General features: G+C 52.7%; 14 protein-coding genes, 1 other RNA gene and 1 CRISPR repeat array. Of the genes, 3 read left to right on the top strand and 12 right to left on the bottom strand.

The window, feature by feature from the left end; genetic code table 11:
• The first annotated feature begins 189 nt into the window (after positions 1-189).
• Positions 190-3,955: a CRISPR direct-repeat array (repeat unit 32 nt; unit sequence ATTTCAATCCACACCCTCACACGGAGGGTGAC).
• Positions 3,956-4,124: 169 nt separating this feature from the next.
• The 12 genes from E0L13_RS04745 to E0L13_RS04795 form a co-directional block, all read right to left on the bottom strand.
• Entirely contained in the window at positions 4,125-5,291 is a 1,167-nt protein-coding gene (locus E0L13_RS04745; protein WP_168060699.1) for a GNAT family N-acetyltransferase, read from the bottom strand.
• Positions 5,276-6,178: a phosphatidylglycerol lysyltransferase domain-containing protein gene (locus E0L13_RS11770; protein WP_206081523.1), complete on the bottom strand. Its 903-nt coding sequence runs from the start codon at positions 6,176-6,178 to the stop codon at positions 5,276-5,278. The genes E0L13_RS04745 and E0L13_RS11770 overlap by 16 nt, the downstream gene beginning before the upstream one ends.
• A 45-nt stretch (positions 6,179-6,223) precedes the next feature.
• Entirely contained in the window at positions 6,224-6,835 is a 612-nt protein-coding gene (locus E0L13_RS11775; RefSeq protein ID WP_206081524.1) for a DNA-3-methyladenine glycosylase, read from the bottom strand.
• Positions 6,832-7,584 (bottom strand): IclR family transcriptional regulator, encoded by a 753-nt coding sequence (locus tag E0L13_RS04755; RefSeq protein WP_168060701.1) that lies wholly within the window; start codon positions 7,582-7,584, stop codon positions 6,832-6,834. Before E0L13_RS04755 ends, E0L13_RS11775 begins: the two co-directional genes overlap by 4 nt.
• Before the next feature lie 26 nt (positions 7,585-7,610).
• On the bottom strand, positions 7,611-8,717 hold the full coding sequence (locus tag E0L13_RS04760; protein WP_168060703.1) for an efflux RND transporter periplasmic adaptor subunit: 1,107 nt from the start codon (positions 8,715-8,717) through the stop codon (positions 7,611-7,613).
• 21 nt (positions 8,718-8,738) lie between these two features.
• Positions 8,739-8,975, bottom strand: a complete 237-nt coding sequence (locus E0L13_RS04765; protein WP_240924660.1) for a pro-sigmaK processing inhibitor BofA family protein — start codon at positions 8,973-8,975, stop codon at positions 8,739-8,741.
• 20 nt (positions 8,976-8,995) lie between these two features.
• Positions 8,996-9,586 carry a recombination mediator RecR gene (recR, locus tag E0L13_RS04770; RefSeq protein WP_168060705.1) on the bottom strand — a complete coding sequence of 197 codons (591 nt, stop codon included), beginning with the start codon at positions 9,584-9,586 and terminating at the stop codon, positions 8,996-8,998.
• Positions 9,586-9,903: a YbaB/EbfC family nucleoid-associated protein gene (locus tag E0L13_RS04775; RefSeq protein ID WP_087477809.1), complete on the bottom strand. Its 318-nt coding sequence runs from the start codon at positions 9,901-9,903 to the stop codon at positions 9,586-9,588. The genes recR and E0L13_RS04775 overlap by 1 nt, the downstream gene beginning before the upstream one ends.
• A 24-nt stretch (positions 9,904-9,927) precedes the next feature.
• Positions 9,928-11,931, bottom strand: coding sequence for a DNA polymerase III subunit gamma/tau (gene dnaX, locus E0L13_RS04780; protein ID WP_168060707.1), 2,004 nt, complete (start codon positions 11,929-11,931; stop codon positions 9,928-9,930).
• A gap of 40 nt (positions 11,932-11,971) precedes the next feature.
• Positions 11,972-12,206: signal recognition particle sRNA large type (gene ffs, locus E0L13_RS04785), an RNA gene on the bottom strand.
• A 48-nt stretch (positions 12,207-12,254) separates the two neighbouring features.
• Positions 12,255-13,799, bottom strand: coding sequence for a M20/M25/M40 family metallo-hydrolase (locus tag E0L13_RS04790; RefSeq protein WP_168060709.1), 1,545 nt, complete (start codon positions 13,797-13,799; stop codon positions 12,255-12,257).
• A 17-nt stretch (positions 13,800-13,816) separates the two neighbouring features.
• Positions 13,817-14,266 (bottom strand): GtrA family protein, encoded by a 450-nt coding sequence (locus tag E0L13_RS04795; protein ID WP_168060712.1) that lies wholly within the window; start codon positions 14,264-14,266, stop codon positions 13,817-13,819.
• Positions 14,267-14,512: 246 nt separating this feature from the next.
• Between E0L13_RS04795 and E0L13_RS04800 the strand changes: the two genes are divergently transcribed.
• From E0L13_RS04800 to E0L13_RS04810, 3 genes are all read left to right on the top strand, one after another.
• A complete protein-coding gene (locus E0L13_RS04800; RefSeq protein ID WP_087477804.1) occupies positions 14,513-14,935 on the top strand; it encodes a MarR family transcriptional regulator in 423 nt (140 codons plus the stop codon).
• A 216-nt stretch (positions 14,936-15,151) separates the two neighbouring features.
• A complete protein-coding gene (locus E0L13_RS04805) occupies positions 15,152-15,307 on the top strand; it encodes a hypothetical protein (protein WP_157949722.1) in 156 nt (51 codons plus the stop codon).
• Between the two features lie 99 nt (positions 15,308-15,406).
• Positions 15,407-16,555 (top strand): acyl-CoA dehydrogenase family protein, encoded by a 1,149-nt coding sequence (locus E0L13_RS04810; protein WP_087477803.1) that lies wholly within the window; start codon positions 15,407-15,409, stop codon positions 16,553-16,555.
• Positions 16,556-16,584: the final 29 nt, after the last annotated feature.

Raw genomic sequence — 16,584 nt, forward strand, 5'->3', positions numbered from 1 at the left:
CCCAATCCTAAAAAATAATTAGCTATACCTATATATTCCGTTTCACTTCTATATGATTGATTATACCATACCTTCAAGATAGATACCTAATAAAAAATATCTACATATGGTATTTTGATTTATTATGTATAATATTTTGATAGCCTTGAACTGGCAAAAAACTGACAATATATCTAATGATGCCGCATGACTTCAATCCACATCCTCACACGGAGGGTGACAAAATATCGTCCGTATCGTCGATGTCGTCATCGTCATTTCAATCCACACCCTCACACGGAGGGTGACAACAGCCAGGGAACTGGCAAATGAAATCGTCTATATTTCAATCCACACCCTCACACGGAGGGTGACTAAAAAGATAAGCAACTTAGGCATGTGCGAGCGGATTTCAATCCACACCCTCACACGGAGGGTGACTTGCATTGCAAAGCTATAAAGCGATCTACAATACCATTTCAATCCACACCCTCACACGGAGGGTGACTTGTATGCCGTCCCCTTGCGGATTGAGTTCTGTCGATTTCAATCCACACCCTCACACGGAGGGTGACGCTTTATCCGCCGCACAAATTCTGGATTGTACGGAATTTCAATCCACACCCTCACACGGAGGGTGACGAGGTATATTCCGCCCCCAATGACCACGACGGTGAATTTCAATCCACACCCTCACACGGAGGGTGACGCATTACCTTTTTGGAGAGCTGCCAGCTTCTTGAGATTTCAATCCACACCCTCACACGGAGGGTGACGGCGATACGGTTATCACGCCAGGTAAGTGCAATCCATTTCAATCCACACCCTCACACGGAGGGTGACTTTCTGCCATTCTTGCGGCCCGTCCATTCCTTCCAATTTCAATCCACACCCTCACACGGAGGGTGACGGTTCAGGGAAAAGGCCGCGTCTCATACAGATAGAATTTCAATCCACACCCTCACACGGAGGGTGACTGTAATATTAATCTGAGGCATCAGATTTTCGTCGCATTTCAATCCACACCCTCACACGGAGGGTGACCGGCGGCGACAACCGCATCCCAGTCAAGGCCTTCTTATTTCAATCCACACCCTCACACGGAGGGTGACACCCGTCTTGATTATGCGCTGCGGTGTCATACCGGATTTCAATCCACACCCTCACACGGAGGGTGACGTCTCCATGTCATGTCGTTGTACAAAAAGGGCTCGATTTCAATCCACACCCTCACACGGAGGGTGACGCCTGGCCCCCTTACTCAAACAAATCATCAATGCTATTTCAATCCACACCCTCACACGGAGGGTGACCAACTACCACGGCGAATTATTGGAGCTGATAGAGATTTCAATCCACACCCTCACACGGAGGGTGACGCTTTTGCACCAATGCTGAGCGTCCACATGTTGTCATTTCAATCCACACCCTCACACGGAGGGTGACGATGGCGTATTTGGAACGGCGGCCATGTTTGTACAGATTTCAATCCACACCCTCACACGGAGGGTGACCGTTCATGGTACTACGTCCTTTCTTGTGATATAATATTTCAATCCACACCCTCACACGGAGGGTGACACCGATGGCAAAGGAACTGGGGGTGGTGCCAGATATTTCAATCCACACCCTCACACGGAGGGTGACGAGAGATTCGGCGCGAACTGGATAAGCAATACCAATTTCAATCCACACCCTCACACGGAGGGTGACTCAGGAGCGTTCCCCAGAGAGCATTGTTTTTCTGGATTTCAATCCACACCCTCACACGGAGGGTGACGTCAACGGAAAGACCCGTGCAGTCAGCCGTCAAGCATTTCAATCCACACCCTCACACGGAGGGTGACCGCATTTAGACGGGTGTTATGTTATCTGTTCATGATTTCAATCCACACCCTCACACGGAGGGTGACAGAAGACTTGAACGCTAATGTAAGCGCAACAACTATTTCAATCCACACCCTCACACGGAGGGTGACGATATATGCGAAGCAGCCAACGGCGGAACCGGCGATTTCAATCCACACCCTCACACGGAGGGTGACGGCGGCGACAACCGCATCCCAGTCAAGGCCTTCTTATTTCAATCCACACCCTCACACGGAGGGTGACCGGCCGAGCGGAAGCGGTCGGCATGGTCCTGCACATTTCAATCCACACCCTCACACGGAGGGTGACTGTTCGTGCCTACTGCTGAAAATAGCTTGCCAGCAATTTCAATCCACACCCTCACACGGAGGGTGACCATGAACAGGTTATACAGCTTCGGTGCCGTATCGATTTCAATCCACACCCTCACACGGAGGGTGACCGTGGCGTCCTCCTAAATGTTCAGCGAGTCTTCCAATTTCAATCCACACCCTCACACGGAGGGTGACCCTTCTAACGTGGTAATTAATAGCCCTTCACTTCTGATTTCAATCCACACCCTCACACGGAGGGTGACACGACAGCGCCGTAAAACTAGACCTGATTGTACGATTTCAATCCACACCCTCACACGGAGGGTGACTATAATCCGGCGGCATATCAGTCGTACCTGTTTGATTTCAATCCACACCCTCACACGGAGGGTGACCACATGACGGCGGCCTGCATTGAATATATCACGAATTTCAATCCACACCCTCACACGGAGGGTGACTATCTTTAGATTTTTCATTTTGCAGTTGTAATTTATTTCAATCCACACCCTCACACGGAGGGTGACATGCCAAATACAATTAACGAAACAGTAACAGATGATTTCAATCCACACCCTCACACGGAGGGTGACTTGCTTGCCAATAATCTAATACGGATGACCAGAAAATTTCAATCCACACCCTCACACGGAGGGTGACGCCAGTAGATGTAACAGAACCACTGGCAGTATGTATTTCAATCCACACCCTCACACGGAGGGTGACATGGTCTTTTTCCTCGCTTACTTGACATTTTGCCATTTCAATCCACACCCTCACACGGAGGGTGACCTCCCTTTGTTGAACCATCGGCCCACCGTAACAGGATTTCAATCCACACCCTCACACGGAGGGTGACTCTACACGCAGACGTTGATTCCGCAGTTGATTCAAATTTCAATCCACACCCTCACACGGAGGGTGACATATTCAGATTACGCGGTCAGGAAATATCACGACAATTTCAATCCACACCCTCACACGGAGGGTGACTTGTCGTTCAGGGTCATATCCGCCAAGGTATAGCGATTTCAATCCACACCCTCACACGGAGGGTGACGATAACATCCGCTTGCACCTTAACAGCCGTCGGACATTTCAATCCACACCCTCACACGGAGGGTGACTCTGGATTAGGGGCGATAAGGTGATTCACTGTATAATTTCAATCCACACCCTCACACGGAGGGTGACCAAGAAGTGCATGAACTTCTTGAGCTTGGGATAGAGATTTCAATCCACACCCTCACACGGAGGGTGACTGACGATACCATGGAAAACTACATCGCATATGACATTTCAATCCACACCCTCACACGGAGGGTGACGCAAAATGGTAAGTGCGTATAAATCAAAAAATGGCGATTTCAATCCACACCCTCACACGGAGGGTGACCCCTGATCCACGCCGGATACCAGTGGCGCATGGGATTTCAATCCACACCCTCACACGGAGGGTGACCGTTTTCGTAGAGGTTTCTTCATGGAAACTAAGGATTTCAATCCACACCCTCACACGGAGGGTGACTCAAACATCGGCGTTCCAGGCCGTTGTCATAAAAATTTCAATCCACACCCTCACACGGAGGGTGACTTCCTGCGGATTAAAATTGATAACGGGTATTTTAATTTCAATCCACACCCTCACACGGAGGGTGACATACGCTGAACGGTCTGATAAAACGGCTGGAAAAAATTTCAATCCACACCCTCACACGGAGGGTGACCGACCTCGGCCAGTCTTACCGGGACGCCCTCAAAATTTCAATCCACACCCTCACACGGAGGGTGACAGCTACATTTGGTATATATTACTCCAAAACGCAGCATATATAGAATCTGACACGACTTTATCCAGCTGATTTGCTGAAAATCGCGATCTATTTTGACAATATATTGCTCTTTTGAGTGCGAATCTCCCTGGTATCTATCCGATGCTTGCCATTCGCACGTACTTATCGTTTAATACCATTCGTTAATGTAGCATTTTTCTGTCGGGAAAAACGTTCCTAAGGTTTGCAAGGCTTTGTCGCTGCCGGATAGTTTTTCATTGAATGCTAGGTCCGCTGGGTCCATCGCGCCGAAGACCAGCAGCGCTAGGGTACCGACAGGCATGACGGCGTCCGGCTTCTCCTGCTCCGTCCGTTCTACGGAGCCGCGTCCCTGCCGAACGGTCAGACGGAACGTGCCGGTATTCCAGTCGGCCAAGGGATCCTCTGTTTGGATGACAAGGCTGCCTTCAGCCTGTTCCGGATAGGGAATTTGCTCCAGCGCGCCTTTGACGTCGACAATACGGCAAGTCATGAAGGGCATCGTTTCATGGCCCTGCTTGCCGTCGGGATAGAACCGGTAGGACTGATCGTGAATTCCTTCGTTCCATTGAAATTCTTTGCCTTGAGAGCGGTGGTTGTAGACGTATTCTAATAAGCCCCGCTTTCCCTGCAGGGTAGCGTAGACAAATTCACCGCTCGTAATCGTTCCCTCGCCGATTTGATAAAACATATAAGCAATCGGCGTATCATCATGGAATACGACGGCAATATATCCTTCGGCCAGCTGGGCCTCAATGTGGCTGCGCCACGACGCTTCATTGCGGACGGCGTAGCCAGACAGGTGTTTCGTATAAGCCTCGTATACAGAAGCCAAATAGGGCCACTGGTCGGCGCTGTTGACGAAGGCAAAACGAACCGTCCGATCTGTCAGCGGCCGCAGCGATTCCAGCGGCATCGTTTCCTTCCACTGGTGGCAGTACAATTCATAGCCATAGGGCTGGTAAAATCCCGCCTTCGACGGCATGAGGATGTGGACGTAATGGCCGCGGCGCTTCATTTCCTTCAGGGCGGCCGTCAGCAGCATCCGTCCTACGCCGCTTCTCCTGGCAGCCGGATGGGTCGCCAGGCCGACAATATACGACGTCGGCACGTCTCGTCCCCGCAGGCGCAGCGTATAGGGATTTAAATGGGTAAGACAGGCCATTTCGCCGTCCTTAAATCCCATGAGCACCTGTTCCGGCCGATAAAACTTCGAAAAATACCACTGAAAAAAGGGATGTTCCCGCGGCTCGAAGCAATAGGCCCATAAGCTTTCTACAAGATCTCTGTCTTCTTCTTTCGCTAATCGGAAGTCCATTTTCCCGGCTCCTTCAAGGTAACTTCAAATTTTTCAATATACCGCACAGGATTATACGATTCTTTGGATTGGCGCAGTCCCGGCAGGCCCATATCTTCCTCCCGGTTGATATACGTCGTATGGCTCCAGGCGTGGACTACAAATTCATGGTTAATAGCCTGGTACAAGCCGCGAATCGTCGGATCGCTCTTTTCGTAGTGGATGATAGCCGTGTCGTCGTTCAGCATTTCGCCGATAGAAAAGGCTACGATTTTGTTGTACATGCGGATAGCGCCGCCTGTCGGCTGGAGAATGCCCCAGTTGTTGAACACCGTTTCAATGGCCTGGCGTTCGCCCTGGAGCTCTTCGTCGTCTTCAAAGCCTTCGTGCTTATCGTACCAATTTTCTTCTGCCGCGAGGCATTCGTCGAAGATTTCTTCCGTAATGGGAACGTATTCCCAGTTGCCGATATACTGATTGCGGAAATGGTTGAGGTTATTCTTTTTCTGCCGGTATTTTTTGCCGGACAGATTGATGAGGTTCTGCGTCAAGTAGACGTATTCGTAATTGTCCCGGTCCGGCGTGAAGTTGTAGCAGTCCGGACAAAGAGCACGGATGCGTTCCGCCGCTTCCGGCGTAACGCCCTTCATGAGGAAGGGATAGCCGTGCTGGTCGAACCATTCGTGCATGCGCAGGATACCCTTCGTAAAGCTACCGTCATGGCGGGTAAAGGGAGGCAGCCAGAACTGCTTCTTGCCGCGGCCGGAGCGGATGTACAATACGTTGTCTTCCTCCGCCCACTGGATTTCATACGGGTACTGCCAGGCAAAGAGGTTCATAAAGGACGCGTCAGCCTGCTCATATCTTTGTTGACGAAAATAGTCATCAATAATTTGCTTGTCTTCCAATCGGAATTCTCTGAACGAAATAATAGTAATTCCCCCTATCTATTCTTATCGTATAGAAACGTATGGATTATCTTTTATATAAAAACGCCAGGGAAATTGTTTTCCCTTGACGGCGTAGTCGATGTTGATCCGCGTCGTGCGCACGATGGCAAACCGCGGCTGCTCTGCAGGACGGGCGATATACAGCTCGGAGCCGCACAAATCCAATCGGTTTTGAGCCAGCGTAATATCCATGGCTCGGCACAGCTTGCCCGGACCGTTGCTGACAGCCGGCTTTACGGTCTGCATGCGGCGGTTTTCCAACATATGTTCTATACCGGCTACAGGCTCGACGGCCCGTATGAGGACGGCCTGTCCCGAGCCTTCCGGTCCGGTAACAATATTCACGCAGTGATACATCCCGTAGATGAGATATACGTAAGAAACGCCGCCGGCGCAAAACATGGGCTCGGTCCGCTTCGTCAGCCCGCGGAAGCTGTGGGCTCCGTCGTCAGCCATGCGGCGGTACGAACCGCCGTAGGCCTCCGTTTCCACGATGCGGCCGATATAGGTCGTATCTGCCGTGCAGTGAATTAAATACTGGCCCAGCAGCTTCGGCGCTACGACGCTGGCCCGCTCCTGATATTCTTCTTTAGTCCAAATCGTATAGGCCGTCATTTTTTCCTGTATCCTAAGGAATACGAAATTTCATAGGCGTACTGGCTCATGGTAAAGAGCATTTTCTGCCGGATAGAATCGTAAAACCGCATCGTCGGCCCGGCAATAGTCAGCGAGGCGATGACCTGTTCTTCGAAATTAAAGATCGGCACCGACAAGGCAAAGAGGCCGTGCTCGCTTTCATCCTGCGTAATGGCGTAGCCGTTGTGCCGGATAGAGGCAAACTCCTCTTCAGACAAATGGCCGTACTGGACGATCATGCGGTTTCGTTCTTCCTTGGGAGCCCAGGCCAGCAGCACCTTGCCGGCAGCGCCTTTATACAGCGGAAGAGACTCGCCTATGGGAATGACCCGGCGCAGCGAATGGGTGCTTTCCACGTGATCCAGACAAATGCGGCTGTCCCCTTCGGCGATGTATACGCTGGCCGTTTCGTTGAACATCTGCTGGAGCCGCCGCAGATAGGGCTTAACCAGCGTCATGACGTTTTCCGTCCAGTGGGAAGAGTATCCCAAGGCCAGCGCTCTCGGTCCCAGCCGGTACTGCTTCGACACGTCGTCGCGAGTCAAATACTGACGGCGTTCCAGCGTGTTGACGATACGAAAAGCCGTGGACGTGTTCAAATTTGTGCGGGCGGCGATATCCTTCAAATTCATCCCCGTATTGCACTCGACAAAGATATCGAGAACGTCTAAACTTTTTTCGAGCGACTTCAATAAGCTATTGTGTCGTTCCATTCCTTCTTCCTTCATTGCGCCTCACCTGCTCCCCCTTAGGCTTACGAATTCACTTTCATGCCGATTTCCAACGAATCGGGCGGATCGACGATGATTTTGTCCCCTTCTTTCAGTCCGTCTAAAATGACGACGCGGCCTTCTTCTTCGTCGCCGGTCAAAACAGACCGGGCGTCGGCCAGTCCGCTTTCATTGACGATATAAACGAAATCGCCGCTGTCCTTGGTCCGCACAGCCGTCTTCGGCACGGTAATCTGCGACACCTCCTGCGGCGTAGATATGCGGATATGATAAAATTCGCCGGGTACAAACAAATCCTTGTCATTGTTAAAGGTTATTTTCGCCGTATACGCCCCTGTAGACGGGTCTTTCTCCGTCGCCAGGTAGGTCAGCTCGCCGGCCTGCGATTCGCCCGACGGCGCGATGACCGATACTTGCAGCGTACCGGCCTGCTTAGCGGCCTGCAGGGCCTGCACATACATCTCCGGCACGGCGAAGGTCGCTACCAGCGGCGTCATCTGCTGAATCGTAGCCAGCACGTTGCCGGCTACGGCCACAGACGGATTTTCCGCCACGGCCGTAATGCGCCCGTTAATCGGCGAATAGATTGTAGCATTGCTCAGCATATCGCGGGCAGCCTGCAGATTTTGCTGCAGCTGGGCGATGCGCCCGCTGTCTACGGAAGGAGCGCTGACCTGAGGAGCCGCCGTCTGCGACATCATTTGATTGTATTCGACGCGGGATAAGGCTCCCATGTCGTACCAGGCTTTCAGTTCCACCCGGCGCTGGCTGTCGCCGGCCGAGGGCGCATACGCCGGTGCCGCAGCCGCGGCAGACGTCGCCGCAATCAGCTCCGATTCGGCCGCGCTGACGCTCTGCTCATACGGAGCCGTATCGATTTGGACGACGATTTCGCCGGATTGTATTTCCTGCCCCTTTGCCAGCGGAGCCGATACGATTTTACCGGAAAGCTTAGGTACGATCGTCGTCATATGAAGGGCCGTAATATTCGCGTCCAGCGTCAGGGCGACGGGATGTTCCGTCTTGGAAACGGTCTCCGTTTCCGTTGAAACGCTGCTGCCGCAGCCCGAAAGCACGGCGGCCGTCATCGCGGCGGCAAGGGCTATGGCGATCCATTTTTTTACATTCACTGCAGGCCATCTCCATTTATATTAAAACATTGTATAATACAGCGTTACCAGCACTACGCCGGGCAGTCCGAGAATGCCGATGATAATGCCGGTCACAATCGTAATAGGCACGGCTTCCAATCCAATCATATATCCGTAAGAGTTAATGAGATATAAGGCGAGCAAGCCTACGGCAATATTGACCACGAGCTTGCGGAACGGAGCCAGAATCAGCTTATTCAGCAAAAATAAGGCTGCGACGCCTATAGCAATCCACATAAGGTCCATCAGTTCCTACCTCACATTTCCTGACGGTTCGCCACGGCGCCGGCCAGGGTCGCCTCGTCGGCGTACTCGATGTCGCCGCCCATGGGCAGGCCTCTGGCGATGCGCGTCACCTTGATCCCCGCCGTCTTCAGGAGGCGGGCCAGGTACAAGGCCGTCGCTTCGCCTTCTACGTCGGGATCCGTGGCGATGATGATTTCCTTGACGTCCGTATCGCTCAGGCGCTGCAGCAGCTCCTTGATGCGCAAATCGTCGACGCCGACGCCGTCCAGAGGCGACAGAGCGCCGTGTAGCACGTGATACAGTCCGCGATAATCGCCGCTGCGCTCGATAGCCATGACGTCCTGCGGCGTTTCGACGACGCAGATCGTCGAGCGGTCCCGCGTCTCGTCGCTGCAAATCGGGCAGGGATCCTGAGAGGCTAAATTAAAGCAGACCGAGCAGAAGCACATAGTCTCCTTTGCATTGCGGACCGCGCTGATAAACGCGTCGACCTGCTCCTGCGGCTGCTGGACCATGTAATAGGCCAGCTTGCGGGCCGTCTTGATGCCGATGCCCGGCAGGCGGCGAAACTGCTCCGTCAGCCGGTCTAAAGGCGTATCCATCAGAACATCCCCGGCAAGTGCATGCCGCCGGTAATCTTGCTCATTTCCTGAGCCATCATTTCGTCGACCTTCTTATTGGCTTCGTTGACAGCCGCTACGATGAGGTCTTCCAGCATTTCCGAATCTTCCGGGTCGATAATGCTGGGGTCGATATGAACGCTTTCGACGTTCTTTTCGCCGTTCATGACCAAGGTCAGCACGCCGCCGCCGACCGTCGCTTCTACAGTGCGTTTTTTCAAATCGTCCTGAAGCTTCTTCATTTCCTTCTGCATCTTCTGTACTTTCTTCATCATGCCTTGCATATTTCCACCAAACATTTGTAATTCCTCCTGATTTTGAAATTATGGTTTATCTTCTATGTATATATTACAGTCTCCTACCGTTTTGAGCAACGGTTCCAGCAAAGCCCGGTCCGCGGCGGTCATCTCTTCCGGCAGTACCGGCCGCAAAGACGGCGGTTCTTCCGAAGCAGGCGGCTGCGGATGGGAAGCCTCGGCGGAAACGCCGGCGGCCGCTTCGGGCTGCGCCTCCTCTTTCGGAAGAGGCTGTTCTTCTGCAGGACGACTGGTTATACCTGATTCAGCATTTTTTTTTTCGTATTCGGCCACGTCGGGCGAGCCTTCCAGAAAGCCCTTCATGTGGTAAGAGCTTCCGAGAACCATTTCCAGCGCCTCGTCGACAAAGCGGAAATAATCTTCCCGATTGGCCCGCTTGACGAGGAAGGGCGTCTTATACGCTACGGCAGCCTCGCCTCCGCCGATATAAAGGACGCGGCCTGTCCGGACGCAGGACTGTACGCCGGGCTTTTTCAGCTTCTTGCCCAGAATATCGCACACCTGCTGCCAAACCCGCTGGTATTCCGCCGACGGCACGACGGAAGACGCGCCGGAAGGAGAAGGCGCTGCAGTCTGTGCTGCCGCCGGCGCAGGGGGCTGCGGCCGTTCCTGCCGCCGTTCCGGCTCAGAAACAGCAGCCCTGTCGGCCATCTTAGGCTGCAAGCTCTCTTGGGTCGAAGGCGCAGCCGGTTCCTGCGGCGGCGCTGTATATTCGTCGTCGGGAAAGGGCACGGATTCTTCGTCCATGACGCCGGGCATGCCGTCTTCTTCCGGCAAGGGAATATATTCCTTTTTCTTCGCCGACTCGCCCTTTCCAGAAATAACGCCGCCGTGAAAGACGGCCTGCTCCAGCTTCAGCAAGCGGTCCAATATCCTGTCGGGGATAACAGCGCTCTGCCCCACTGGCGAAACGGCTCCTGCCGCAGGCATAGGCCGGCTGGCCATGAGGAGCCCCATTTCCACGGCAACCCGCGGCACAGGTGAATTCTTCGCCGTCAGCATGGCCTGCTGCAGGACGTTCAATACGGCGAAGACCTGCTCCGCCGCTACGCTCTCGGCCTGCGTTGCCAGCTGGGGCAGCGAATCGGCGTAAGCAGCCAGCGTATCCGTATGGGGATCGGCCTGGTACAGCATGATAGCCCGCAGGTGTTCCACCAGCTCCGTCAGGATGATCTGCGGCTCCTTGCCCATGCGGATCACATCGTCTACCGCTTTGATGACGACGCTTCCCCGCCCCTGAAACACGGCGTCAGACAGGGAAAACAGCCAGTCCCTGCCGATGAGTCCCAGCAAATCCCGAACGAGGCTCTCGTCGATCTGCCCGTCGGCGTTGCCAACGCACTGGTCCAGCATGCTCAAGGCGTCGCGCATGCCGCCGTCAGCCTGGACAGCCAGAATATGGGCGGCCCCCTTCGTCAGGCCGATATGCTCCTGCTCTGCCACGTACATCAGCCGGGCGGCGATGTCGGCGCTGGTAATGCGGCGGAATTCATACCGCTGGCACCGCGACAATATCGTCATGGGAATCCGTTCCGGCTCCGTCGTCGCCAAAATAAAGATGACGTGGGACGGCGGCTCTTCCAGCGTTTTCAGCAGGGCGTTGAAGGCTTCCGTCGTCAGCATGTGCACTTCGTCGATAATATATATCTTCTTATGTCCTTCAGCAGGCATAAATTTGATCGTTTCCCGCAGCGTCCGGATGTCCTCGATGCTGCGGTTGGATGCAGCGTCGATTTCCACGACGTCCATCGACTCGCCGCTCAGGATATGACGGCATATTTCGCATTCGTTGCAGGGGTGAGACGTCGGGCCGTGGACGCAGTTCATGGCCCGGGCGAAGATTTTAGCCGTACTGGTCTTGCCCGTCCCCCTGGGGCCGGAAAATAAGTAGGCATGCGCCACTTTATCCGTATCGATAGCTTTTTGCAGCGTTTCCGTAATATGGGACTGACCGACGACGTCTTCAAAGCTTTTGGGCCGCCACTTACGGTATAATGCGATATATGCCATGTCTCGTCCTCTCCAGATATGAAAAAAAGCAGCTAACCGCTGCTTCTACCAACCAAAAAGTATTCGTGTATGATAACCCGCCAGGTTTCCTCGTGGCACATGAAAATGACTACTTATTGCTGCTTCCTCTCGGACCTGACAAGGTTCATAGGTTTCCATTGCACAAGCCCCGGCGGATTACCACGCACCAATACTTTTATTAAGTTAGCTATGTTATTATAGCGTAAAACAGGCCTTTTGGCAAGAGGAAAGGCCTGTTTTACCCTATATAAGCAAGAATAATTCGCAACTTTTTCGCCGCGTTCCGTCAGAAACACAGCGCCTTATTCCGCCGTGTTTCCTACGTATTCTATAATCGCATCCAACATCGCCGGCAGTTCCTTCGACACGCTGCCGATGTGGACGCGTTCCGTCCGTTCGTGCAGATCCTTTCCCCACGGGCCCAGGAGGATGAAGGGCACCTGCATCTCCGCCATGGCCGAGAAGTCGAAGCTGTAGGCCTTGCCCCACAGGAGCAGGTTGTCTTCCAGTATATATTCGTTCAAATCAGGGGCGACGCAGCAGTAGCTGCAGTCCGATATGCCGTTGAAATAGTGTTTGAAGGTAATATCCGTCATCCCGCCGATTTCCCGCAGCAAGCCGTCGAACCGTTCGTCCTGCAGCATGGTGCTGTCCGCCGCCGGATAATAAGGCGGTACGAAGGCGATGACTACGAGGGGCTCCGTCATGCCCGTAAAATTGATGGTTTCTTCGATAAGGCGTATCGTTTCCTGGGCGTAGGTGCTTTCTCCCTTCTGCAGTGCCACAAAGCAGTTGTTTTTGACGGTTTCGTAGAATACGTCGAAACCCGGATAGGCCGAAGCCCGCTTGAGCAGCTCCGCCCCGCTGATGACTTCCATCGACTGGGAAGAATCGACGCGGCTCAGCATCTTTTCTACGGCGTGACGGGCCGCATTCATCAGCAGGTACATGACGTCTTCCGGCGTCTTCTGATAGGTCATGAAATTAGCGCAGGCCGCGGCCCGCTGAGGCAGCGACACGTCGTAATGCTCCTTGCGGTCGCGGAGGTAAATCCACGCCGGCGGCGGCGTCGATTCCTCGCCCCACGAATCGGCCAGGGACATGTCGCCCTCCGTTTCGGCGATGATCTGAGACATGACGCCGATGGGATTCACGCCCTGCCGGTAGTTTCCGATATGAACCGATTTCCCCTGCACGACGACGACGGGCAGGAGCTTGCCTACGGAACCCGTATACGACACGAGCTTGCCGTCGGCCATTTCATTCGGCTCGCTGTTGACCAGTACCCGGTACGTCAAGCCGTAAGACGCGCGCAGCTCTTTCAGGACGGTGACGGCGGCCCGCATCCCCGCCGAATAGGATTCCTCGTCGGGCAGGGAAATGTACAGCAGGCTGGCGTCGCCCGGATGGGCCGCATAGGCTTCAAAGACGGCCAGCTGGGCCGCCGCGCCTCCTTTCATGTCGCAGGAGCCGCGGCCGACGAGCCATTGGCCGCTCTGCAAATCATGAAGTACCTCTTCGTTCGTTTCATATTTCAGCAAGTCGTCCAGCAGCACGTCGGGAGAAAAGGCCTCGTCGCGCAGGATGCCGTACGGGTCTACGCCGACGACGTCGTGATGATTTAAGAAGATCACCGTGTCCTTTTTGCGTCCCTGCACAAAGCCGTACACGACGGAGCGGTCGTGCACGTCGTCGGGAATGTGAATCATGCCGCTCGTCACGTGTTCCATCTCCGACAGGGTTTTCTGCAGGTATCGTTCCATATCCCGTTCCTTGTCCGTATCGGTCTCGCTGTCGATAGCGATCATCTGCCGCAGCAGTTCCATGACTCGTTCGTTTCGTTCCATAATCCCTCGCCCCTTTTTTATGAAAATATCCACTTCTTGCGCGATACGTAGTTCCACACCGTTACAATGGCGCTGGCCATGATTTTGGAAACCATGGGAGGCAGCCCCAGGAGAGACGGCGATGTAAACAGCCACATGAGCAGCAGGTTCCATCCCAGTCCAATGGCGCTGACCAAGAACACCAGGGAAATTTCCGCCCCTTTCTTGTAGCGGCTGCCGCTGTCAAAGACGAAGCGGTTGCATAATATATAATGATATAAAGTAGACAAGGCGAAGGCCGTCGCCGTCGCCGTCAGGACAGCCTGCGTCTCATAGGCAAATACGCTCAGTCCCCTCAGCGTCTGAAACAGCACGTAAAACATAGCCCATTCAAACAAGGCCGCCGAACCGCCGACGAGCAAGTACATGAACAGCTTCACGTACTCGTTGTCGGTATAATCGAATCCAAAAATCTTTTTTTGTCTCATAGTATATCCGCTTACAATCTCCTTTACCGCGGCAAGATGTATGTTGTCCTAATTATACGTCATCTTGGAAAGAAATGCTACAAATTTACAGGCCCGACAGCAAATGGGGATAATTTTTTACTCAGCCCTTTATAGTCTGATAATTTTTTCACAAATTCCCCATTTGTTATAGTAAGGAAGCATAAAATATGGTAAACTATACATTAGTTAGGAATACGAAATAAAACACAGAAAGGAAGCGTCACCGTGGAGTATGTGAACTGCATTAATTTTCTACTTACTGTAGCCCAGCATGAAGTATTTCTCACCTTTTCCGAAAGTTTGTCCAAATACGGCATCACTCCGGGGCAATACGGAGTATTGGCCTGTCTTTGGAAGGATGAAACCTTGTCGCCGAAGGAAATCGCTACGATCCTCCGCGTAGAAAACTCTACGATTTCCGGCGTATTGGACCGGATGCAGAAGCGCGGCCTCATCGACCGCGTCCTCAATCCCAATAACCGCCGCAGCATTACAGTCAAGGCAACAAAGGAAGGCATGGCTTTAAAAGAACCGGTGATGAAAACGATAGACGAACTGAACGATTTGGTCCTTCGTGATTTTTCGCCGCAGGAACGAGAGGAATTTATCGGCTATATCAAACGCATCATCCACCAGCACGACATGTAACACGTCATATCGAATACCGTTATCTCATGGACGATTCATGGATAGCGGTATTTTTTTATTATTAATATTTCGTATTACAAATTATTTTCTATGCAATTTAGTCAAATTTCTTGACCTTCTGTTTTTCCTGTGATATTATGTGACCATAATAATTCTTATTACGAATTATTTCCACAAAGTATAATTTAATTCATCTACCAAAGGAGTGACTCCATTATGACAAAGTTTTCGTTTGAACAAAAAAACACATGCAAACTCATCCGCAAATTTACTTCTAAGAGCCTGACTCCTGTCAACACAAAAGTAAGCAAAGAAACGGAGTATGAAAAATTCCTCAGCGGCATCTTAGCCAACCAAAATGTCGTCATCTAAAAAATCTCCGCAGTAAAAGCTCCCGAACCAGGGACATAACAAATCCGCTTATATTTTAATTTTAAATATATTACCGTTACCAGAAGGAGTGGACGCACTATGAATTTCAATTTGACAGAACAACAGCAGCAAATCGTCGATCAGGTTCGCGAATTTACGGCCCAGCGCTTAGCTCCCGGCGTACTCGAACGGGATGAACAGCAGGTATTCCCCGTAGAAGCCTTTAAGGAATTCGGCGCCATGGGAATGTTCGGCCTCTGCTATCCGAAAGAATTCGGCGGCACAGACGTAGGCTACCTCCCGTATATCTTAGCCGTCGAAGAAGTTTCTAAAGTCGATTCCTCCTTCGGTATCGGTTTTTCCGTCAATACGTCCTTATACGGCGGCAGCGTCATGTATTCCTCCGCTACGGACGAACAGAAAAAACGCTTCCTCTCTCCTATCGCCAGCGGCAAGGCCATCGGCTCCTTCGGCCTCACCGAAGCATCGGCCGGTTCCGACGCGGCAGGACAGAAGACCATTGCCACGAAGGACGGCGATGACTACATCCTCAACGGCACGAAGATTTTCAATACCAACGGCCCCCTGGCTGACTACACCGTCATCTACGCCCTAACCGACCCGTCTGTCGGCACGAAGAGCATGTGCGCCTTCGTCGTCGAAAAGGGCATGGAAGGCTTCCATGTCGGCAAGGTAGAAAATAAGATGGGCATCCGTTCCGCCCAGGTTTCTGAAATGGTCCTCTCCAACGTCCGCGTATCGGCAGACCGCATGATCGCTAAACCAGGCGAAGGTTTTAAACTGGCCATGAAAACCCTTGACGGCGGCCGCATCGGCGTCGGCGCCCAGGCTCTCGGCATCGCCGAAGGAGCCTTTGACATCGCCGTCAAATACCTCCAGGAACGGGAACAGTTCGGCAAGCCCCTGTTCAAGCAGCAGTACCTGGCATTCAAAATGGCCGAGCTCTACGCCGACATCGAAAAGGCCAAGCTCGTCCTCTACAAGGCGGCCTGCCTGAAAGAAGAAGGCAAACCCTTCACGACAGCCGCAGCCGTAGCAAAGCTCACCTGCACCGACGTCGCCATGAAGGTCACGACGGAATGCGTCCAGATGCTCGGCGGCAACGGCTACATGCACGAATATCATGTAGAACGCATGATGCGCGACGCAAAAATCACCCAAATTTACGAAGGCACAAACGAAATCCAGAAACTGGTCATTTCCGGAGGCTTGTTCCGTCGTAAATAATTGATAATCCATAAACTCTCCATCTAACA

This window comes from Megasphaera sp. SW808 (assembly GCF_012027795.1).
Taxonomy (GTDB): domain Bacteria; phylum Bacillota; class Negativicutes; order Veillonellales; family Megasphaeraceae; genus Megasphaera; species Megasphaera stantonii.